Origin of the sequence: Trichocoleus sp. DQ-A1 (genome assembly GCF_039961955.1) — a bacterium.
Lineage (GTDB): Bacteria > Cyanobacteriota > Cyanobacteriia > Cyanobacteriales > FACHB-T130 > FACHB-T130.
In genome coordinates this window covers 70,035-91,116 of record NZ_JAMPKE010000016.1, presented here as the reverse complement: position 1 = coordinate 91,116, position 21,082 = coordinate 70,035, and the positions used below count along the sequence as shown (strand labels likewise).

The following is a 21,082-nucleotide window of genomic DNA, read 5'->3' as shown; positions in this document are numbered from 1 at the left end:
TCCCTTTTAAATAGTGCGATCGCTGATTAACCCGTTAATACGGGTTTTTTTGGGTATTATTCCATACGTCGGATAAATGAGCGATCGCTTTCCGATACAAGTCCAAAACCCGCCTGGCCTCTTTGTCTGAAAATCGTTACACTTTCCCCTCTGCCAAGTTTTGTAATTCCTGCTGTAGAAAATTTCCCCACTCCGCTGCAAGGGGAATCTCAGTAAAGGGGATTTTCACCGAAGCGGCTGGTGCAAAGACAAATTCCAGCGAAGCGACACGACCTTTACTGGGCAGTGCTTCTAAATCAACTGGCTTGTCATCTACTAGCAGCCGAATCGCTTTAACATCCTTTAAGGAAAACGTTTGCACCTCCACTGGACCTTTGCGCGTCGGTTTTCCCCAGGTTAAAGTGCTGTCATTTTGAGCCAACACTGCATAGATATCGTACTTAGATCGCTCAAACTGCTGTGCCCAGACGCGATAAGCTTCAACTTTTTGATACTCATTCCAGCCTTGCCAAGCCAGCCAGATAAACGCTGCCAGTAGGGGCAGCCACAACAGACCTCTTTCCATTGTCGGATTTTCGCTCTTTAACTATTCTGATATCTTGCAGCCTAACAGACGATTGCATCTATCCTTGGTTAGCTCCCCTTCGGCTATCTGCTAAGTATAAATACTGGCTCTAGATTTGCCTAAAACCGTCGAAAGGTTTCTCCAGAAGCTTCCCGATGAGAGTAAATTGCCCAAAGGCTTGAATAAGGCTTTACCAATACTTACCAATACCAACAAAGTCCGCCAGCTCTTTGAGAGGCGCTTCGCGCTTCGGAAACTCAATTTAGCCTGCCTCACTGGCTTTGTTTCGATAAAAGCTCTCACAACTTCCGCCCCTTTGTCCTGAACGAGGCATTACGCATAAGTCCCAGCTTGTTGTCTTCCTGATGCTTCTCCCGTACAGATGCGCCCTTGGGTTCTCAGTTTGAGGGTGAAGTACTCGTGCCTTGTACAAGTCCCTTCAACCCAAATCTTTCTGCGCCAATGCTTTACCCATACATGATTTCAACAGAGGCGGGTAATGCATCGTTCAGCTGAAGAGGGGTAAAAGGGTTGGTGTAGCCGAAACTACCAGTATCGTTAGGTATTTTGGCGCTCATTACGCTGCACCCAGTTTCTAGCTGCGATCGAGATCACAAAGCTGGAAACAGCCAGTCACATTTGGTGAGCCAATCCCATCACTCAAACTTGGGGATTTCAAGCAAATATTTGCAGCAATAATGTCACATTTCACTATAGGTTTTTATCACTAGAGAATCTTAATAAAACCTTCATAATTAAAAACATCGAATTCAACAAACTAAGATGCAATCTCACATTTATCTACCTCAAGTCATTATCGAACAAGTGATTTTTCAAATATTTACTATTAGTCGAATTTTTCGTATGGCTCAACCAAAGTTGATGTTAACGTTATCCTCTAAATATTTAATTAATATAAGATTTTAATTGAAAATTATTTGATGTTATTCAGTTTACAGCACTGAATAATAGATCTGATTTAAAAAAATAATTTCATCATAACTATTTCAAAACGATAAAAATTTTATGAGTTATCTACTAATAAAAGCTACAGGAATATTCATCTTTATATTTGGGTTACAACTGCTCAATATTCAATTGAACTTTAGCGTCAGAACTCCCAATAATAATACACAAAATCAAACCTACGAACCCCCAAATCTAGGATTCTCGGACGATAATAGTCAAGGCGCAGGAACCCGCTAACGACAAGAGAATGCCTCCCTCACCTCAAACTGAGTATTAAATAGACGCTCATCGGCTGAAAACCCACAAGTCCTTCAGTAAGAGTAAAAATAGGGTTCTTTCGCTTCAAGAGAACTTTTGTCACAAGCAGCCTGATTCGTATCGCTTATTACTGCAAACGAGCGGTATTACTCCAACAAACAAAAATTAATAACTAAAAACTAAATACACCACGGGGCAGATGCATGAGTTATCGTGGGGAGAAACTGGCGCTCACAAGACGGGTGAATATGAGAAAGCTTTTGATAGCGTGCTTGTTTTTATTGGGGGTAGGTTTTGCCCTGTTTAACTTCAAAGGACTGGCAGCACAAGGTGAGTTTGACTCGATTGTGCTAGATTTCCGCGAAGACGTACCAGCAGAAGTGGTGCAAGAACAGGTGCGATCGCTTGGCGCTCAGTATAACAGCGAATTTTCCGAGTCAGATCAGTTGTATATCATTAAAGGCGATCGCAACCTGCTGAAAACTCTAAAAAAATCGCCTTTAGCCAAAAAAACCGAATATATTGAACCGAATTATGTCTACAAAGCTCTGGAAGTCCCCAACGACCCAGAGTACAGCAAACAGTGGAACCTACGGAGTATCAACGTAGAATCTGCTTGGGACGAAACCAAAGGCGCAGGGATGACAGTTGCCGTCATTGACACCGGCATCAGTCGCGTTCCTGACCTGAAAGATACCAAGTTTGTCCAAGGCTACGACTTTGTTAACAACCGAGACCAAGCAGACGACGACAACGGGCACGGCACCCACGTTGGCGGTACTGTTGCCCAAGCCACCAATAATGGCTATGGCGTCGCGGGTATTGCTTACGAAGCCAGCCTTATGCCTTTGAAAGTGTTGAGTGCAGAAGGCGGCGGCACCGTTGCCGATATTGCTGAAGCCATCAAATTTGCTGCCGATAACGGTGCTGATGTCATTAACATGAGCTTGGGCGGTGGTGGCGAAAGTCAGGTAATGCAAGAAGCGATTGATTATGCCTACAACAAAGGCGTCGTCATCGTAGCCGCAGCAGGAAACTCTAATGAGAATTCTGCCTCCTACCCAGCTCGATATCCCCACGTTATCGGTGTTTCAGCAATTGATTCTGCCGGTGAAAAAGCCTTTTACTCCAGCTATGGTGCTGGTGTGGATATCTCAGCCCCTGGTGGTGCAATCACCGAAGAAAATCCATCGGGTGGGATTCTGCAAGAGACCATTAGTTATGACGAAAACGGGAAGCTCATCCCCACTTTTGCTGCCTTCCAAGGCACCAGTATGGCGTCTCCCCACGTTGCCGGTGTCGCCGCTTTAGTGAAAGCCTCTGGCGTAACCGAACCGGAGGAAGTATTGGGTGTCCTCAAAAAGTCGGCACGGGTAATTTCAGATGACGCTCTCAACTACTTTGGGGCTGGTCATCTCGATGCTTCTGCGGCTGTAAAACTGGCGGTACGCGGGCAAATTACCTTCCGCGACTTCTTCCGCTGGTTGCGCGATAATGGCTATCTCAATCCTCGCTTCTGGATTGATGGCGGTGCGGTGGCACTGTTACCTAAGATTGCGATGGTATTAGGTTCTTATGTCCTTGCCTGGTTCTTGCGGAATTATTTCCCCTTTGGCTGGAGTTGGTCGCTAACCAGCGGTTTAGTTGCCGGGAGTTCTGGATTATTCTTCCTGCGCGGCTTCTATATTTTCGATCTTCCTCAGTGGCCTTTCCGGATGATGGGCAGTTCGATTCCCGAACTGGGCAATACGATTCAAGGCAGTGGTTTATTGAATCCCATCTTCGCCAGCGTGTTGATTCCTTTTGCATTAATCGCCTTGCTACTGGGACACCGCAGTTGGAAGTGGTTTGCGATCGGCTCGACCTTGGGCGTGGCATCCTGTTTATTAGTGAGTGCCGTAGCAGATCCGGCGATGTTGTGGTTAGGTCATGGCGCGATCGCTAGGCTATTCCTAATTACTAATGCCCTCCTGTGTATCGGACTCGCCTATTTATCCAGTAAAGGAGAAGGGCAAACAGCATGAGCATCAGCGTAGAAGGCACTATCGAACGCAAGGGACTTGGTCCAGGCACCTGGGCGCTAGTCACACAAGAGGGTGAAACCTACGAACTCCACAAAGCTCCAGAAGATTTACGCAAATCGGGACTCAAAGTGAAAGTCAAAGGTGAGGTGCGAAAGGACGTGATGACCTTCGCGATGATTGGCCCAGTTCTAGAAGTTAAATCTTTTGAGGAAGTCAGTTCGGATTAGCCATGAGCGCTTAGCGGTTGGTCATTCGTTAACAGCGAATGAGCGATCGCTAATCTGCCTTCTGCTTCTCGTTATTTCTAGCACAGTGGCTCTCCCATCGCGGGGTTGAGGGATGGAAATGCCAAGCAACTTGTGTCAGTTCCCCCCTAACCCGCCTTTGAAGCCGGGAGAAATCCAGAAAGTCTTACAGCGCCTAACGAACCGAAAAAAAAATCCCCGGCTCAAACCGGTGAGCCAGGGGATGTCAATCAGGGTGCATCTACCAATCTACTCTTCTAAAGGATTCCTCAACTATCCGGATTAAGTTGGGGTAAATTTAACGATTAAATTAGAATAAATAGAAATTTTCTCTCCCTTTCCCGGAATCCATCAACGGCATCAGCGTTCAAGAAAACGAAACTGCCCTTCATGGAAACTTTAAGTAACTTGAATCTATCTAGGAAGAAAGGGAAACAGTTCCTCCTCCAGGTAAGAAAAGCAGCTAGAAGGTTCTAACTGAAGCAGGAGTGCATAGTAGCAGTGGCTCAGGAATTTCATATCTCTGTAAATCCCTTAGGGGAAAGTAAATATTGGGTGCGGACAGAATGGGTTGCCGCACCGGGTGCCGTCCCATTTGCCGAAGAGCAGGTAACGTGGCAAGTGGAGGATTGGTTAGCTCAGGCGAGGCACCTGATGAATGACCCTTTGCTGATGGCTTTGTCTCCTAGCGATATTTCTCGATCGGGTTCCCCGAACCGAGAAGCCACCCAATCTTCCCTTAACTTGGTGGCGCTGGGGCAGCAGATGTACGATGCTTTGTTCCAAGGAACGCTGCGAGATAGTTGGATGATCGCGCAAGCGATCGCTCAAGATCGGCAAGAAGTATTGCGGCTGCGCTTGGGATTAAAAGATAGTCGCTTACTGAGCTTACCTTGGGAAGTATTGCACGATGGCGATCGCCCGTTGGCAACTGGAACCGATGTTGCCTTCTCCCGCTACCAGATGAGTACAAGGTTGAGAAGTCCCACCGTTTCGTTAGGTTCTGGGTCAAATCAACCGGCGGTGCGAATCTTGATGGCGATCGCTGCCCCCAACGACCAGGAAAGTTTGGCGCTCAAACAAGAAGTCAGCCACCTGCAAGCAGAACTGAGTCACCGTTCCCGGAATGGCTTACCCGAAATTCAACTCACTGTTCTGGAGCAACCCGGTACGGAGCAGCTGACGCACGAGCTGGAACAAGGTCAATATCAAGTTTTCCACTACGCAGGTCATAGCGACCAAGGAGCCTACGGCGGCAATCTCTACCTCGTAAGCCGCCAAACCGGGCTGACGGAGATGTTAAGCGGAGATGACTTAGCGGGGTTGCTCGTCAATAACGGCATCCAGCTCGCAGTGTTTAACTCCTGTCGGGGCGCTCATACCGCCGCTTCAGCTCCCAGCGACGGTGCCGCAGAGGGAAATTTGGCAGAAGCGCTGGTCAAACGCGGCATCAAGAGCGTGCTGGCGATGGCAGAACGCATTCCGGATCAAGTCGCTTTGACCTTGGCACGGCGGTTTTACGGCAATCTGAATCAAGGTTATCCGATTGACCTCAGCCTGAGCCGAGCGCGGCAAAGTTTAATTTCTACTTACGGTTCTCGCCAGCTTTACTGGGCTTTACCGATCCTCTATCTTCACCCGGAATTTGACGGTTACTTGACACCAGGTCATCATGCCATCAATGCCAAAGCAGAGCGACTTCAGTTGCCTGACGCTTCTGGGGCAGACATTGCTTGGGGAGGAATGCTGAATCCTCTCTCTAGGGAGGAAGAAGCGGTATTCACGGCACCGCCGACTGGATCTCGATCCGGTTTCTTAACCACCGACGAGGCTTTAGACTCCTTAGAGGATGACTTCTACGGGGATGACGATCCCGACTGGACCGATCCGGTTGATGATTTAGAGTATGACGATATTGGCTACGAAGACGACTCGGCTTTGGTTGCGGATCTGTTTCGCCAGCTAAAGCCTGAAGTAGCAGCAGAGACACAGAGGGAAACAGAGGGAGATCAGACAAGGGACAGACATGTAGAAAGAGAAAATCAGACAACGATCGCCGCTCACCCGCTCAGCGAGTCGAAAACACCCCCCCAACCTGTCGCCGCAGCGATCGCTGCTGAGTCAGCACCGAAAAACGCGGGATCGGGAGAATCGTTACTGGGATATGCCGCGGGGAACCCCCGGCTGCGATTTTGGCAGCGTGGTGAAGGGAAGAAGGGACAGCGACGAGCCAAGCGCGCCCCACTGCTTTTGCTGGCGTTAGGCTCGACGATGGCGATCGCGCTTTTGGGTTTCTGGTTGTTGCAACGTCGTCCGCAACCTTCAGACTTGTTGTTCTCTCAGGAGAATACCTCAACCTCACTTCCGGCGCTCCCTAGCCCCAATCTCAAAAATGTCAATCTCCAGAAAGCCAATACCCCGACTGTCACGGCGATCGCCATTGAACAATTCAGTCAAAATAACTTATCCGCCGCCGGGGTAGCTGTAGAAGAACTGCTGAACCGAGGAGCGTTACAGCAAGCCCAAGGGGCGCTTGACAATGTTAACAAACAGAAAATCGACGACCCAGCCATCAGCTTCCTAAGAGGGCGTCTGGCGTGGCAGTCTGTTCAAACTGGCAGTAAGGATTACAGTTTGGATGATGCCCGTCGATTTTGGGAGCAAGCGGTCAAAAAGCAACCTAAGTCCGCTAAATATTTGAATGCCCTAGGGTTTGCCTACTACTTAGAAGGGAATCTCGATCGTGCTAATCAAATTTGGTTTGATGCTTTTTACTTGATAGAAGAAAAGCAAGCTACTGTTGCTGGCTCGGTTGCCCAACAAGAAGCTTTGACAACTTATGCAGGATTAGCAATTGGGCTGACCAAATTAGCTGCATCTCAACCTGCTGATAAACAAGCAAAACTTTTGGATGAAGCCCGGAAGCTCCGACAAAAGGCGATCTCAGAAGACCCGGTTAACTTCCAACCGGAAGCCCTGAGTAAAAACTGGCTCTGGACAGAAAAAGCAATTAAAGACTGGCGATCGCTACTTTCGACAAGTCAAAAGTAATTCCCGAAAAAACATTTACTTGCACGTTGAATTTTAGTTATTAGTAAAAAAAATTGAGTTTTGAATTAAGGATTTTTTTCTAACTCAAAACTCAAAACTTTTATACTAATTACTTTTTGAGCAACGCAGAAAGAGACTGTCGCTTTCGCAGATCCATAATTTCTGCCAGACTATCCTCGCCCCAATCCAGAGGATGATTTTCTTCTGGAGGCACCACCGTTACCTCAGTCATCCCATAATTTGTCATCATTAGGGGCACTTCTTGAGGTTTAGAGAAGCCTTCTGCCGGTTGTGGCGGCATGGGACGACGCTTTTGCTTTTGAGTCGGGCGGCGTTGTTTTTTGCGGACGCTTGCAGTCGGCTTTGACCTTTTGAGAGATTTACGCTGCGGTGAACGACTCAGGTTTAGCGCTATCAAAAGCGTTCCAGTGACAAAGCCCAAGGCGATCGCGCCATACAACCACCGTGGCACTTGCTGTTGCTTTGGAGCTTCCGGAACTTCCGGAACCGCTGTAAAACCTGGCAACGGGGTTCCAGATGGCTGACTGGTTGTGAAGCTTGGCAGTAGTGATGTTTCTGGTTCTGGAACCGTCGTTCCGGCAGGCATCGGTTCAACAGATTTAGATTCCTCCTGCTCGATGGGGCCTGTACTAAATAGACCTAGCGCTGCTACTGCTGCGATGGTAATCATGGACGCCCACAAACCGCCCCAAAAGGCGAGTGGGTACTTTTGAACCATCTGGTACAGGAAAACAAGGCTAAAGCGCTGTATAGGAGGCTTATCGGGCTGATTGAGCATTGAACGCCCTCAACTAGCACGGCTGATTGATATTGGGTAATTTATATCAAAGTTTTATCAAATTTTGAAAAACTCGGTATAACTCACTAGAGGCAGATTTTAGCAAAAATTGCCTGCGATCTTCCAAAAAAGAAAATATAGTAACCCGGACAAAGAGATGATTGTAGCAGCCAAGAACCAGAGATTTTGAAGATTTCAGAGTTCTCAAAGCAGAGAATTACTTATCTCCACGCCCCAAATACAAATTTTGGTAACAATGGGATTAAGCAGACATCCAACCGCAGGTACTGATTCAAGACAAGACACCTGCCTATGATAAATGAATGCGATAGACTAGCTACTCGACAGGGCACAGGGAGGATAGATAAAAAAATGGGCGAGCAGTTTACGCCTGCAATTGAAGAAGAGCCATCAGAAGAAGAAATTGTGGCACAAAGTTCATCGAATCGCCGTGGCACCTCCGGTGCCCTTGCCCGGAGAAATGCAGGACGGGAAAAACATGATATGGCTTTAACTCGGCTAAGCCGTGAAAGCTTGCCCCAATCCTGGTCAATAGAAAACAGTGAGAACCTGTATCGGATTGAAGGTTGGGGTCAACCGTACTTTTCGATTAATGCAGCCGGTCACGTTACAGTTTCTCCCAAGGGAGAGCGCGGTGGGTCTTTAGATTTATTTGAACTGGTCAACGCCCTGAAGCAGCGCAATCTGGGGCTACCACTGCTGATTCGCTTTTCAGATATTTTAGAAGACCGGATTGAGCGATTAAATGCTTGTTTTGCGAAAGCGATCGCGCGTTACAACTATTCCGGTACTTACAAAGGCGTCTTTCCGGTCAAGTGCAACCAGCAGCGGCACTTGGTTGAGGATTTGGTGCGGTTTGGTAAACCCCATCAGTTTGGCTTGGAAGCTGGCTCGAAGCCAGAGATGATGATTGCTTTGGCAATGTTGGATACGCCTGGGGCATTACTCATCTGCAATGGCTATAAAGACCGAGAATACATCGAAACGGCGATGTTAGCGTCTCGACTGGGGCAAACGCCGCTGATCGTTTTAGAGCAGGTTGAAGAAGTACAGCTGTGTATTGAAGCCAGCCGTCAGTTGGGCATTAAGCCAATTTTGGGCATCCGGGCAAAGCTGAGTACCCAAGGCGTGGGACGCTGGGGAGGATCTACGGGTGATCGCGCTAAATTTGGTTTGACCATTCCCGAAATCATTCACGCGGTCAACGAATTACGAGACGCTGACTTGCTGGATTCGCTGCAATTGTTGCACTTCCACATTGGCTCTCAGATTTCTGCGATCAACGTCATCAAAGATGCCATCCAAGAAGCTAGCCGGATTTACGTCGAGTTAGCCAAGCTGGGGGCTGACATGAAATATCTCGATGTCGGCGGCGGTTTGGGCGTGGATTACGACGGCTCTCAAACCAATTTCTACGCTTCCAAAAATTACAATATGCAGAACTATGCCAACGATATCGTGGCAGAGTTGAAAGAAGCTTGTGCCGAACACCAGTTACCCGTTCCCACGCTGATTAGCGAGAGTGGGAGAGCGATCGCTTCCCATCAGTCGGTGCTGATTTTTGATGTTCTCGGCACCAGCGATGTCCCATCCGGGGCACCCGAACCCCCAAAAGAGGGTGAATCTCCGATTATTAATTACCTCTGGGAAACCTACCAATCTATAAACGAAGAGAATTTCCAAGAGCTATACCACGACGCCGCTCAATTCAAAGAAGAAGCCATCAGCCGATTTAATTTGGGGATTTTGCGCCTCACCGAACGAGCCAGAGCCGAGCGTCTTTACTGGGCTTGTTGTGAAAAAATTCTAGCGATTACCAGGAAGCAGGAATACGTTCCCGACGAACTGGAAGACCTAGAAAAAATTATGGCTTCCATCTACTATATCAACCTGTCTGTCTTCCAATCAGCGCCGGATTGTTGGGCAATTGACCAGCTGTTTCCCATCATGCCGATTCATCGGCTGGATGAGGAACCAACACGGCGGGGAATTTTGGCAGACCTCACCTGCGACAGCGATGGCAAAATCGATCGGTTTATCGACCTCAGAGATGTCAAGTCGGTTTTAGAACTGCATACGCTGAAGCCTGACGAACCCTACTACCTGGGGATGTTCTTGAATGGAGCTTACCAGGAAATTATGGGCAATCTGCACAACTTGTTTGGCGATACCAACACGATTCACATTCATTTGACGCCCAAGGCTTACAGGATTGAACATGTCGTCAAAGGTGACACCATGAAGGAAGTCTTGGGTTACGTACAGTACGATTCTGAGGATCTGATTGAGCAGATTCGTCGGCTATGCGAACAAGCGCTTATGGATAAGCGCATCACCATTCAGGAATCCCAGCGATTGCTGCAAAACTACGAGCAGAGTCTCAGTCGGTACACTTATCTGTCGTCCTGATGGGTAATGGGAAATGGGTAGAGAATCCACTTGTGACCCACTACCTATTTCCCAATGATCGCTGACCGATGATTTAAATCGCTTCCATCCCCAGCAGATCGGCGATCGCTTGCCGTTCTGCTGGCGGATTAGAGGGCAGAACTTGACGAGCATCGTTAATCAGCCAATCGAGGGCGGCGGCTTGGACATCAATCGTGGCACCTGTCTTATCCACGCAGTAACGTCCGAACACCAGCTTATCGACTAAGCGCACTCCTGGGCCTAGGCGGGAGTATTCAAAAATCACGCTATTTTCCACCTTGGCACCGCTGCACACCCAGCAATTGGGTCCGATGTAGGTGGGACCGACAATCTTGGCTCCATCTTCAATGCGTGTCATGGCACCAATGTAGACTGGGCCTGTGATGTCAACCTTGTCCCAGTTCACCGCTACATTTAATCCGGTATAAATACCGGGAGCCACTTTCTGTCCGGGAATTGCCACATTTTTGACTTCTCCCAGTAACACGCTGCGAATTGCCTGCCAGTAGTCTGGCACTTTGCCAATATCCACCCACTGGAAGTCCATCGGGATTCCGTAGAAAGGCGCACCCATTTCTACCAGTTTGGGGAATAACTGACCCCCGATATCGTACTCCTCGCCAGAAGGGATGTAATTTAAGATTTCTGGCTCGAAAATATAAATCCCGGTATTGATATTGGTGCTGAGCGCTTCCTCCACTGATGGTTTTTCTTGGAAGGCTTTGATTCGTCCCTCTTCATCGGTGACGACGACTCCATAACTGGAAACCTCATTCTGTGGCACTGATTTCATCACAATCGTCGCGATCGAGCCTTTTTCTTTGTGCCACTTCACCGCTGCGGTCAGATCCAAATCGATCAACGCATCTCCGCACAGCACCACAAAGGTGTCATCAAAAAACGGAGAAAAATCTTGGATGCGACGCATCCCGCCAGCAGAACCGACCGCTTCGCCGATCAAGTCGCCATTTTCTTCAATCCGGCCTTCAAAGGAATAGCCAATTTGCACCCCAAAACGCTGACCATCCCGGAAATAGCTTTCAATCTCGTTAGCAAGGTGGCTGACATTGACCATGATCTGGTCAAACCCATGCTGCCTGAGTAGTTCCACCAAGAACTCCATCACTGGTTTTTGCAGAATGGGAATTAAAGGTTTGGGAATGGTGTAGGTAATCGGACGAACGCGGGTACCTTTACCAGCCGCCAGAATCATGGCTTTCATGAATATTTTTTCCTCAACCTAGGCCACTTTGTTTTCGTGCAATTTAGCTGTACCCCATCCCTTCACTGGAGGCAAGGGATGGCTGGTCAAATATTTTAGTCGATTGACCTTGTCGATATTCTAGATGTTTCTCACCCTAGCGTTTAATCAACATACCGGCAGGAACTGAATGCGCCCCTGTTACAGTACAGAATCATCGCTACAGCGTTCGGATTTTTAGGTCTTGGTAGAACTCCTCTTGGGCTAACTCTACCTTAGACTGAGCAGACAGGAGTAACAGCGCCCAAAAAACTCCCACTCGGTCATTGTGTTTCGGCGCAGTTTCCACCTCTTCAGGCAATTGATGCGCGTTTAACGGTGCTGACCGTTGTTTTACCCCTGCCCATAACTCTAACAGCTGGTCTAATTCCAGCCAATCCTGACCGGGGGACATTTGGGGCCAATGACTGCTCAAAAACCGATCTAGGTGAGCTGCGGTTTCGGTCAGATTTTCTTGGTGAGCGAGGGCAGCGATCGCGCGGGCGGTTTGGGAACGAGACTGGGAACGATAACTTGGGTCTTTAATCGCGTTTGGGCCAGCAGGTTTTTCTTCCAGTACCGTGGCTATTTGCTGTAGCTGTTCGATTAATTCGTGTAGGGTTACACGACGAGTTTGGGGAGGCATTGCTGTCCCTCGGCGTCGCAAATGGCGCTCCAACCGCGTTGGCAATTGTCTGGGATCGGCGGCGGTGTCGTCCAGCTCGTCCTCAGTGGGTTCGAGATTGTCTGGGAGCGATTGCGAAAACAGGGTATCCGCCTTGAGCAATACCAGCATGGACGCATACAGAAACGCCTGCCCGGATTGGGACAGCTCTACTTCAAAGGTGCCAGAGAGCTTCTCCCCAGCTTTCTCCAATTCCAATAAGCATCGATCGATCGCCTCAATCACCTGGACATCCCAAGGGTCGATTTCTCCCCGCTGAGCCAAATCGATTAAAAGGGCGATCGCTTCCTGGGCTGGGCCAATGGTCATCGGCATAAACTCAAGCTCAAATGAAGCTAAATTGATTAGGCAAGGGATTCCTGTTCTTTTGCTGCCGCGAGACTTGCTAGCTTCCCTCCAACTACCTCTGTGTTTTCAGTCTGGAGGGTCGCGTTTAAGGGCAGACTTTGTCTCTCTTCGATTTCTGCCTTGTAGTGTTCAATATTTTCCTCTAATTCTTGGATGCGCTCATCTTTGGCACGCATCTGACGCAATTGTTTTCCAGATTCTAGACTTCGCAGCAACCGCGCCCAGATACTAAAAATCCACGCTAAGACAGCTCCAAGACCCATCGCCAGAATCAGTTCAATACACAAGGGCGCTTGCACTTCGATACCTTGAACAATTTGAATGGCGGCAGGTTCGGGATTTTCTAAGCTGAATAAAACTAGCGCTAGTAACACCGCGAAGATCAGCAAAAAATTAATCTGTCGCATCAATGAACTCCTAAACAATGCAGATCCCTTGCCAATTTTACAAGGAAGAACGGGATGAATTCCCTATTTAAGGATGAGAAGGATTTGAGCCTCACCTATCCTACTCTACGTCTACGCCAAGTGCATACACTCGCCAGTTTTGATAAAATATTGAACCCAAAAGGGGTACCTGTTAATGTTGTCTGAATGCAAGAGCGATCGCGCTTATTTCGTATGATAAGTAGAAGCCGATTTCTCTTCAGAGAACAGAAATAAAAGTCTTGAAATGACACAGACAAACCAATATTGGGGATCGTGCAGAATCTTTTTTGAGTGTGCCAGCGCATCCTCGCTTGGTTTGTAGTAGGTATAGCTTTTAGGGCGGTATTTATTCTGATAATCCTTCAGCTGCCATTAGGGTTTCGGGAAACCGTCTCTGTCGTCACAACTGAGGGCTGACGCAAAAGGCGGAGGGTATCGATAGTGTCCTTAATCGTACCCGCGAGGGGCACCGACACGAGAACCCCAACCAGTCCAGCTATCTGACCTCCGATCAATAGAGCGATAAAGATCCAGATTGGATTAAGCCCGGTGAAATCGCCCATCAACTTAGGAGCAAGGAGATTATCTTTGATCTGCTGCATGAAAATCGATGCGATCGCGACCCAAACGGCTAACCAAAAATCTTGCAGCATCACCAAAAGCGTCACCATCCCAATCCCCAAGGTGGCACCGATAAAGGGAATGAGTTCGGCAACCCCAATTAACAAACCAAACAACAGGGCAAACGGCAGGTTCAGAGTCAAAAAGATTGGCGTCAGCGTTGCCATCATAAACAGTCCTAGGAGGACTTGCGTAATGAAAAAATTCTGAAAGTTTAGCCGCAGGGATTCGCTCAACGGCAGACCGATCTGAGACGGAAGGAGATTAAACAAACCCTTCCACAAGCGATCGCCATACAGCAACATATAAAACGCCAGCACCACCACAAACACGACATCGATTAATCCGGTCAACGTCCCTAGCGCCACGCCAAACGCCTGACTCGCTAGAGCTTGCGCTTGGTTTTCGATCCGAAAACTGACGCGACGGCTAAATCCTTTAAGATCCAAAGGCAAACGACGAGTTTTTGTCCAGGCGTCCAACTGATCTAAATTTTGATTGCTTGCCTCTAACCAATCTGGAATATTTTTGAACAGTTGAGTCGTTTGATCTACCAATATCGGGACAAGAGTCACGCCCAAAATGACAAGCACCGCTAAAGTCACCACCAAAACGATAATTACCGCCTGTGTCCGCTTGAAGCGAATCCGCTCTAACACCCGCACCGGGTAATTGAGTAAAAAAGCCAGAATTGCCGAAATGGTGAGGATGGTAATTAAATGCTCAAAATAGCGAAATATCTGGGACAAAACCCAGATATTTAAAGCCACAATCGGGCCGGTCAAACCGAGAATCAGCAGGCGTTGAAGATTGGCTGAACGGCGCATCGCACTCACAACCTGTAGCAGTGGCTCCCTGGGTACTCGTAGAACGACTGGCTAGACTTTACACTCTAACCCATAGCCAGTCTAAAGTCTAAGGTCTATGAATATAGCCGCAAGCGATAAATTTTTTTGTAGGATGTATGAAAACTGGGGTCAAGCAAGACTTTAAAATACTTAAATTAGGGATTGAAAAAATATAAAGATGGATACAAGCGTAGCCGATCTGCGTAAAAATTACACCCGATTTGGACTGAGCAAAGCGGATAGCGACCCCAATCCCTTTCAACAATTTAAAACCTGGTTTGACCAAGCACGGGCAGCTGAGCTTCTCGAACCCAATGCCATGACTGTTGCGACCGTTGGGGCTGATGGCAAGCCTAGCGCCAGAATGGTGTTGCTCAAGGACTTCGACGAACAAGGCTTTGTGTTCTACACGAACTACGAGAGTCAAAAAGCACAACAACTTCTCGTCAATCCGTGGGCCTCCTTAGTCTTCTGGTGGGCGGAACTGGAACGCCAAGTGCGGATTGAGGGGCAAGTGGAGAAGGTTTCAGATGCTGAATCAGAAGCTTATTTTCACAGCCGTCCGCTCTTAAGCCAATTGGGGGCTTGGGCTTCGCAGCAAAGCCAAGTCATTGAAAACCGCGAGGTACTTGAGCAACGCTTGCAGGAACTCAAAGAGCAATATGAAAATCGGGAAATTCCTCGACCGCCCCATTGGGGAGGCTTTCGAGTCATTCCTACAACAATTGAGTTTTGGCAGGGGCGTCCGAGTCGGCTGCACGATCGCTTGCACTATCGACGAGGTGACGATGGCAACTGGGTAATTGAGCGATTATCACCTTAAGAAAGAATACTTTCAGAAAGCCCATAAAAACAGGCAAACCCTATCTTTATAAGCAATGCTTATAAGCAATACGTAGGGCTAATTTTTGTGTATTTCTCCTTTCTTCCGAAGCTGACCGAGTTGGTAAATGGCTGTCGTGTCTATTCCTCTTGGATGAAGCCTTTACTCAAAATTCTATCCAGAGCTGTAGGGAATTATTCTTAACTTGCCTCATGATTGGGTGGAAACAAAAACACTAACTTGTGCTGTTGTCGGTCAGCGGTAAATACTCAATTTCTAAACTTGTTGTTGGAAATTTATTGAAGAAAAAAGTGTTTTTGGAATAGTGCAAGTTTTCCTCATGAGTGCGTCATAACAAGACATCCTGTAACGGAGGGAGAACAGGAAATTGATGAATACAATAGCCCCACAGCGTCAAAGATTTTTACGCCCAATGGCGCTGCTGCTTTCAGCGTTACTAATGGTTCCGTTTTTAAATGCTTGCGGTGAGTCGCAGACTAACACTCCACCGCCACCTGTTGACGATACGCGGGGTGGAACAGTGACAAATCCTCCCCCCACCAACCAACCCCAAGCCAAGAAAGGATTATCAACGGGTCAGAAAGTAGCAATCACTTTGGCGGGAGCGGCGGCACTTTACTATCTTTACAACAAGAATAAGAACAAGCAACAGCAGGGGGCACAGGGGAAATACTACCTTTCTAAGAACGGTCGCGTTTACTACCGGGATGCCCAGAATCGCCCTCACTGGGTAACGCCGCCACCGGGAGGAATTCAAGTTTCGGAGGAGGAAGCGCGACAGTACCGTGAATTCCAGGGCTATAACAACAGACCCACAGGGCGCGACCTGACGGGACTGGCTGAAGCTGATGCCCCGGTTCCGGTTCCAGCACAGTAAGCGCTGCTATCTCTGGGTTGCAGAGAGCTTAACTAGCTATAAGAAATGCCAACCACAACGGCAATAGAGATTCAATTTGTACCCTCTACATAGCCGTTTCAACATCAATTGAAAAAGGAGACAAATCATGGTAGATGGGTTTATCAGAAAAATGCAGGATGCTTTGCTTGGTAACGACCAAGACGCGAGCAACTACGACGATCGGGAAGTCCGCCCCGCCAGTGAAGATCCGTTTGGCGATCCCGGAGAATATGGGCAGTATGGCGATGTCCGTCCCGCTAGCGAAGACCCCTACGGCGATCCGGGAGCATATGGGCAGTATGGCGATGTTCGCCCTGCGAGTGAAGATCCCTTTGGCGATCCGGGAGCATATGGGCAGTATGGCGATGTTCGTCCCGCGAGTGAAGATCCCTACGGCGATCCGGCAGACTACCAAGGACAGTTTGGACAAGGGCAGTTTGGAGATGTCCGTCCTGCAAGCGAAGATCCCTACGGCGATCCAGCAGACTACCAAGGGCAGTTCGGAGATGTTCGCCCCGCTAGCGAAGATCCTTACGGCGATCCGGCAGACCAGGAAAGTAGCGGCTGGTAAGCTAAAGCTGTTAGCAACTAGAAGTTGTACACAATCGTAAAAAAGCAAGTAAAAAGGCAGTAACGGAATTCGTTACTGCCTTTTCACTAAATGTAGGGAGTTGAAAAAAAACAGACCTTACCGTGTTTAGATCAAGGGAGAATTGTCATAATTGGCTAATAGATCGGCGGGGTGATCGTAGATAGCGATCGCACCCTTAAGTTGATTATCGTCAAAGCCACCAGAACGCACCGCAATTACACCCACACCGGCTTTATTTGCAGATTCAATATCGTAGGGTGTATCGGCAATCATCACTACTTGATTGGGTTCCATTTGCATCTTCTTCAATGCTGCTTCCACGATGTCTGGTGCTGGTTTAGAAGCATTAGCGTCGCTAGAAGTTGTCGCTTCATCAAGTAGATCGTCAACTTGCGCGGCTTTCAGCAACGGGGAGAGTTCTTGACTTGATGCAGAGGTAGCGATAATCAGCTTTAATCCAGCCTCCTGCATTTTCAAGATCAGGTCTCTTGCGCCGTCTGTGGGAGACAGTGTTGGTGCAAAGCGGTTAACCATCAATTCTCTACGCTTCTGGGAAACGGCTTTTCCATCTCCGTCTTCGTCATTTAATTCCGGCACCATTGCTGGGATGACGTGATCGCCACCCATCCCAATCAGCGGTCGAACTTTATCGAAGGGTACGTCATAACCATACGTTGCAAATCCCTCAACCCAAGCTTGGGCATGGGCATCATTGCTCAGAACCAGGGTACCATCGATATCTAAAATTACGCCTTGCACTGTCATGGTTGTATTACCTTTGGATTTTGGTTGTATTTGTCCCCCTTTTTAAAGCGGGATTTTCTCTGCTTTGATTCCTGTTTCGATCCCTTCAACCCCCTGCATCGGGGCGAAGAAAAAACGCGATCGCTAATTTGAGGCTACCGCTGGCAGCACTTCCGGGTCATCATCCAACGAGAGGAGGAATTGAATGATATCGGTCTGATCTTGGGAAGTGAAACCTGCCTCGGTGTCTACCCAATAAGCGTGTCCGCTGCCGTCTACATTCGACTGTTGTAAGTCAGAATTTGCCCGGTTAACGGCTACCGTTGTTTCACGCAGGTTGCGATCCAGCAGCACTCGCAAACTTGCGCTGGGATCGGGCTGGATATTGTTAAGCAACGTACCTGCCATGCCTAGTTGATTGGGATCGGCGACTTTAAAGCCGTCTTTATCTCGCTTCAGTGCTTCGGAACTAGCTGCCACACCGCCATCATGGAGATAAGGTGCGGTTACGGCAAGTCCAATTAAGCTAGGTACCTTGTAACCACCGGCTGGGTTGCTGATGGCAAAGGCTAATTCTAGCGATCGCTGTGGAGTGATATCGGTCGGTACTGATAGCAGCGGCGGATCGGGCGGCAGGGGGACTGGGACGTTACTGGGATAGGTTTGGGGTGCTATCAAGATGCGGGCAAAGGGTGCTTGCGCCGGACCCCGTGAGGGCTGAGTTCCAATCTCATTCGCTGCAATTACTTCATGGTTGGTGAAGTAGCGTCCGCTATGACACTCAGCGCAACCAGCTTTTGAGAAGATGGCTGCACCCCGCTTCAGGGTGTCTGTGCTTGCAGTTTGAACGGGTGGCGGTGCCAAGCTATTCTGAAATGCGGATATTCCATTAAGTTGTTCGCCGACCGGGAATCCTGGTGAGTTTGCCATCAACCCATCCAAAATAAAAGGCGAACCTTTCGGGTATCCAGGCATCTTAATTACCTGGTTCATTCCCGGTTCCCCTGGTGTGGGATCGATTTTTTCAAAGAATTCTGATGGTTTTGCCCCTTCTGGCAACCGAAAAGCTTGATTGGCTGAATTTTGAAAAATAATTCCCAAATAAGTTTCTTTGTCAATATTTAGTAACGCTTGGCTGGAATCAGCCCCGGTTGTGGCGTCGGAATTGGTGCCGTGAACGTTGCTGTTGAGGGTAGTCAGTCCGTGAAACCAGCCAATGGCAGCGTTTCCACTCCAGCCGTAGGGCCAAGCTTTGTGGGTATAGGAGGAAGGATTTTGGGAGGGATTGTTGACCATGTTGCCGGTAGAATCAAAGTTCCCCGGAGGCCAACTGAGCAAATCGGCATCGATGGCATCTTCTACGGCTTGGACATCTGGGAGACGGGCGATTTCCCCATCAGCGTTGATGTAAGTGCGATCGCCTAAGGGAAGTTTAGTGGGATTCACACCCGTCTGGCGAAACATGGCGGCGGAGTTCGTAGCCATTGCCAAGACTAAGCCGGGATCGACATCGTTGTTCGGCGCACCTTCGATAACGCGCCCACTTCTGCTATCAATTGCTGCATGACACAAGGCGCAGGTGATGCCGACTCGAACCTTACCCTTCTCAATGCTGGTACGCATTCCCAAGGGCAGAATTGAACCAGCAGGCACGTCCATTCCCGTGTTCAGCAAGGTTCCGGCGGTAAAAGTTCTGCCGCCGATGGTGACATCTTTATCGATGGGAATCTGGAGGTTGGTGGTATGTTTCCCTCCCAGCCGCGCGATCGCTTTCGTCATCGTTACCAGGTTGATTGGCCCATTCAGCGCCCCGACAACATCGGTCTGAAATACCTGATCTTTAAAAGTTTCTGAGTAAAAAGCTTTGCGTCCCAGGTTAACTAAGTCCTCAGTAACCGCAACTGCCCCATTCTCCGGTGAAAGTTGCTTGTGCCCTTCCCCCGTTTGCAGCAGACTTTGGGCTTCGTCTTTGGCGATCGCGTATCCCAACACATCATAGGAGCCTATCTGTTGCGGTGCAGGCTTCGTAAGGGGTGTAAAGGTGTTGTAGAGGCTGGGTGTTGCGGGAATGGCTAGCTCAATTTGAAAAGCCAAAAAGCTGATAACGACGAGAACTATAGCTAGCAGGAAAAATGGGCGCGGTACCTTCGGCAACACCTTCATCGAACGCACGATGCCTCGCAAATCTATCAATTACCTCAGCTACTTTAAAGCGACAAACGCCGTCTCTCGTCTGTCTGGAGGCTGAACCGACTGAGTGTATATTTTTACACTCATGAAAGCAGAGGTTTTTTAACACAATTAGCACAATCGCGATCGCGTGTTGTTGATCCAGTACCTTCCCAGGATAATTTTGTTAGTAGTGGAAAGCCCCGCATCCCGACAGTTCGTGGGCTTTCCACACCTGCTGTCATCACAAGTTTTGACAGCAGGATGTTCACAAACAGACATGATTCTTAAAATTGTACTGCTCTAAGAATCTACGATTAAGATAAATTTCTGAAAGGTCTAACTAACCCAATAATCACCACTTTAGCGGCTTATTCGCTATCTAAAACTGTAGTCCTAGCATTGCTTCTGTCATCAGGTAGATACACTCTTTTAAGCAAATTGCCTAGATTGAGCAGTGATAGGGCAGTAGGAGAAGTAGCGTGACCCAAGATAAAGCTGGATTGGGAGAACAAACGCTTAACAAGCTAGCAGAAAGGGCGCTGGCAAGCCAACTGGGAATAGTAGAAGAATTAAAAGTTCAGATCAAGACGGATCTAAGCAAACTTGCTCGTGGGGAAGTTGATTTTATCGCTATTAATATCAATGGTCTAGTTATACAAAAGTTTTTGCCATCGGAAAAATTACAAATAGAAATTAATCGGATTAGTGTCAAGCCTCGTCTTGCCCTAATCGGCAAAATCAAATTAACCCAGCCTTCTGAAGGAACACTTCGCGTTGTTATCAGTGAAGAGAATCTTACCCATGCCTTCAATTCTGAATCTTTTCAGAAACATCTGCACCAAAGCAAAATTTTTATTGAGAATAAAAAATTATCAATTGATATCCAAAAAGTAAACTTTTCTCTACTATCAGACGGCAATATAGCTTTGAAGTCCGAGCTAATTCTGGATAAAACTGGGCAAGTTCAGCAACTTGCCTTCACAGCTAAACCTCGTATCGGAGCTAATGGGCAAGAAATTGTCCTCCAAGATGTGAATTATTTAGAGGGGAAGGAACTCCCACCACAACTAACAGATGTTTTGGTCGCACAAGTGAGCGAAGTTTTAAGCCTGCGTGACTTTGACAAAAAAGGGATGTCACGGCAATTTCAGCAGATTGATGTAGTGGCAGGTAAGTTAACTTTGCAAGCCGCCATTCATATTGAGCAGATTCCTTCCTCTTAAGCCGACATTACACAAGTTTGAGTAAATTTTTGTTTACAAATAATTTTAGTGTTTAAAGTTACAATTTAACTTAACAG

16 protein-coding genes are annotated in these 21,082 nt (G+C 48.1%); 8 read left to right on the top strand and 8 right to left on the bottom strand.

Features of this window, described 5'->3' with window-relative positions; genetic code table 11:
* Positions 1 to 136 precede the first annotated feature (136 nt).
* The gene (locus NDI33_RS16590; protein WP_190413100.1) at positions 137 to 565 is read right to left on the bottom strand and encodes a hypothetical protein; all 429 of its coding nucleotides are present in this window, start codon (positions 563 to 565) and stop codon (positions 137 to 139) included.
* 1,475 nt (positions 566 to 2,040) lie between these two features.
* Here NDI33_RS16590 and NDI33_RS16585 point away from each other — a divergent pair.
* The 3 genes from NDI33_RS16585 to NDI33_RS16575 all read left to right on the top strand — a co-directional run bounded on the left by NDI33_RS16585 (position 2,041) and on the right by NDI33_RS16575 (position 7,112).
* Positions 2,041 to 3,816, top strand: coding sequence for a S8 family peptidase (locus tag NDI33_RS16585; protein WP_190525922.1), 1,776 nt, complete (start codon positions 2,041 to 2,043; stop codon positions 3,814 to 3,816).
* Complete coding sequence (locus NDI33_RS16580) at positions 3,813 to 4,043, top strand: hypothetical protein (protein WP_190413096.1); 231 nt, start codon at positions 3,813 to 3,815, stop codon at positions 4,041 to 4,043. Before NDI33_RS16585 ends, NDI33_RS16580 begins: the two co-directional genes overlap by 4 nt.
* 519 nt (positions 4,044 to 4,562) lie before the next feature.
* Positions 4,563 to 7,112, top strand: a complete 2,550-nt coding sequence (locus NDI33_RS16575; RefSeq protein ID WP_190672718.1) for a CHAT domain-containing protein — start codon at positions 4,563 to 4,565, stop codon at positions 7,110 to 7,112.
* A 109-nt stretch (positions 7,113 to 7,221) separates the two neighbouring features.
* Here NDI33_RS16575 and NDI33_RS16570 read toward each other — a convergent pair whose 3' ends face one another.
* On the bottom strand, positions 7,222 to 7,911 hold the full coding sequence (locus NDI33_RS16570) for a hypothetical protein (RefSeq protein ID WP_190672715.1): 690 nt from the start codon (positions 7,909 to 7,911) through the stop codon (positions 7,222 to 7,224).
* Between the two features lie 372 nt (positions 7,912 to 8,283).
* On the opposite strand from NDI33_RS16570, the gene speA reads away from it, so the two are divergent.
* Entirely contained in the window at positions 8,284 to 10,341 is a 2,058-nt protein-coding gene (speA, locus tag NDI33_RS16565) for a biosynthetic arginine decarboxylase (RefSeq protein ID WP_339380229.1), read from the top strand.
* 73 nt (positions 10,342 to 10,414) lie between these two features.
* Here the strand turns inward: speA and NDI33_RS16560 are convergent, their stop codons facing one another.
* The 4 genes from NDI33_RS16560 to NDI33_RS16545 form a co-directional block, all read right to left on the bottom strand.
* Positions 10,415 to 11,584: an NDP-sugar synthase gene (locus tag NDI33_RS16560; protein ID WP_190413091.1), complete on the bottom strand. Its 1,170-nt coding sequence runs from the start codon at positions 11,582 to 11,584 to the stop codon at positions 10,415 to 10,417.
* 199 nt (positions 11,585 to 11,783) lie between these two features.
* Positions 11,784 to 12,596: a ScpA family protein gene (locus NDI33_RS16555; protein ID WP_190413723.1), complete on the bottom strand. Its 813-nt coding sequence runs from the start codon at positions 12,594 to 12,596 to the stop codon at positions 11,784 to 11,786.
* A 35-nt stretch (positions 12,597 to 12,631) separates the two neighbouring features.
* The gene (locus NDI33_RS16550) at positions 12,632 to 13,042 is read right to left on the bottom strand and encodes a LapA family protein (RefSeq protein WP_190533349.1); all 411 of its coding nucleotides are present in this window, start codon (positions 13,040 to 13,042) and stop codon (positions 12,632 to 12,634) included.
* Between the two features lie 383 nt (positions 13,043 to 13,425).
* The gene (locus NDI33_RS16545) at positions 13,426 to 14,511 is read right to left on the bottom strand and encodes an AI-2E family transporter (RefSeq protein ID WP_190672712.1); all 1,086 of its coding nucleotides are present in this window, start codon (positions 14,509 to 14,511) and stop codon (positions 13,426 to 13,428) included.
* A 199-nt stretch (positions 14,512 to 14,710) separates the two neighbouring features.
* Between NDI33_RS16545 and pdxH the strand changes: the two genes are divergently transcribed.
* From pdxH to NDI33_RS16530, 3 genes are all read left to right on the top strand, one after another.
* Positions 14,711 to 15,355 carry a pyridoxamine 5'-phosphate oxidase gene (gene pdxH, locus NDI33_RS16540; RefSeq protein WP_190672709.1) on the top strand — a complete coding sequence of 215 codons (645 nt, stop codon included), beginning with the start codon at positions 14,711 to 14,713 and terminating at the stop codon, positions 15,353 to 15,355.
* A 391-nt stretch (positions 15,356 to 15,746) separates the two neighbouring features.
* Complete coding sequence (locus NDI33_RS16535) at positions 15,747 to 16,253, top strand: hypothetical protein (RefSeq protein ID WP_190533353.1); 507 nt, start codon at positions 15,747 to 15,749, stop codon at positions 16,251 to 16,253.
* A 127-nt stretch (positions 16,254 to 16,380) separates the two neighbouring features.
* Positions 16,381 to 16,845 (top strand): translation initiation factor, encoded by a 465-nt coding sequence (locus NDI33_RS16530; protein ID WP_190533356.1) that lies wholly within the window; start codon positions 16,381 to 16,383, stop codon positions 16,843 to 16,845.
* A gap of 126 nt (positions 16,846 to 16,971) precedes the next feature.
* Here the strand turns inward: NDI33_RS16530 and NDI33_RS16525 are convergent, their stop codons facing one another.
* Both NDI33_RS16525 and NDI33_RS16520 read right to left on the bottom strand, forming a co-directional pair.
* Positions 16,972 to 17,631 carry an HAD family hydrolase gene (locus NDI33_RS16525; RefSeq protein WP_190668332.1) on the bottom strand — a complete coding sequence of 220 codons (660 nt, stop codon included), beginning with the start codon at positions 17,629 to 17,631 and terminating at the stop codon, positions 16,972 to 16,974.
* A gap of 123 nt (positions 17,632 to 17,754) precedes the next feature.
* Complete coding sequence (locus NDI33_RS16520) at positions 17,755 to 19,773, bottom strand: hypothetical protein (RefSeq protein ID WP_190672777.1); 2,019 nt, start codon at positions 19,771 to 19,773, stop codon at positions 17,755 to 17,757.
* Between the two features lie 488 nt (positions 19,774 to 20,261).
* Between NDI33_RS16520 and NDI33_RS16515 the strand changes: the two genes are divergently transcribed.
* Positions 20,262 to 21,005 (top strand): DUF2993 domain-containing protein, encoded by a 744-nt coding sequence (locus NDI33_RS16515; RefSeq protein ID WP_190672706.1) that lies wholly within the window; start codon positions 20,262 to 20,264, stop codon positions 21,003 to 21,005.
* The last annotated feature ends 77 nt before the right edge of the window (positions 21,006 to 21,082 follow it).

Bases quoted from the DNA above. Each gene is read 5' to 3' on its own strand.
- NDI33_RS16590 (WP_190413100.1), bottom strand. From the start codon at position 565: ATGGAAAGAGGTCTGTTGTGGCTGCCCCTACTGGCAGCGTTTATCTGG.
- NDI33_RS16585 (WP_190525922.1), top strand. From the start codon at position 2,041: ATGAGAAAGCTTTTGATAGCGTGCTTGTTTTTATTGGGGGTAGGTTTT.
- NDI33_RS16580 (WP_190413096.1), top strand. From the start codon at position 3,813: ATGAGCATCAGCGTAGAAGGCACTATCGAACGCAAGGGACTTGGTCCA.
- NDI33_RS16570 (WP_190672715.1), bottom strand. From the start codon at position 7,911: ATGCTCAATCAGCCCGATAAGCCTCCTATACAGCGCTTTAGCCTTGTT.
- speA (WP_339380229.1), top strand. From the start codon at position 8,284: ATGGGCGAGCAGTTTACGCCTGCAATTGAAGAAGAGCCATCAGAAGAA.
- NDI33_RS16560 (WP_190413091.1), bottom strand. From the start codon at position 11,584: ATGAAAGCCATGATTCTGGCGGCTGGTAAAGGTACCCGCGTTCGTCCG.
- NDI33_RS16555 (WP_190413723.1), bottom strand. From the start codon at position 12,596: ATGACCATTGGCCCAGCCCAGGAAGCGATCGCCCTTTTAATCGATTTG.
- NDI33_RS16550 (WP_190533349.1), bottom strand. From the start codon at position 13,042: ATGCGACAGATTAATTTTTTGCTGATCTTCGCGGTGTTACTAGCGCTA.
- NDI33_RS16545 (WP_190672712.1), bottom strand. From the start codon at position 14,511: ATGCGCCGTTCAGCCAATCTTCAACGCCTGCTGATTCTCGGTTTGACC.
- pdxH (WP_190672709.1), top strand. From the start codon at position 14,711: ATGGATACAAGCGTAGCCGATCTGCGTAAAAATTACACCCGATTTGGA.
- NDI33_RS16535 (WP_190533353.1), top strand. From the start codon at position 15,747: ATGAATACAATAGCCCCACAGCGTCAAAGATTTTTACGCCCAATGGCG.
- NDI33_RS16530 (WP_190533356.1), top strand. From the start codon at position 16,381: ATGGTAGATGGGTTTATCAGAAAAATGCAGGATGCTTTGCTTGGTAAC.
- NDI33_RS16525 (WP_190668332.1), bottom strand. From the start codon at position 17,631: ATGACAGTGCAAGGCGTAATTTTAGATATCGATGGTACCCTGGTTCTG.
- NDI33_RS16520 (WP_190672777.1), bottom strand. From the start codon at position 19,773: ATGAAGGTGTTGCCGAAGGTACCGCGCCCATTTTTCCTGCTAGCTATA.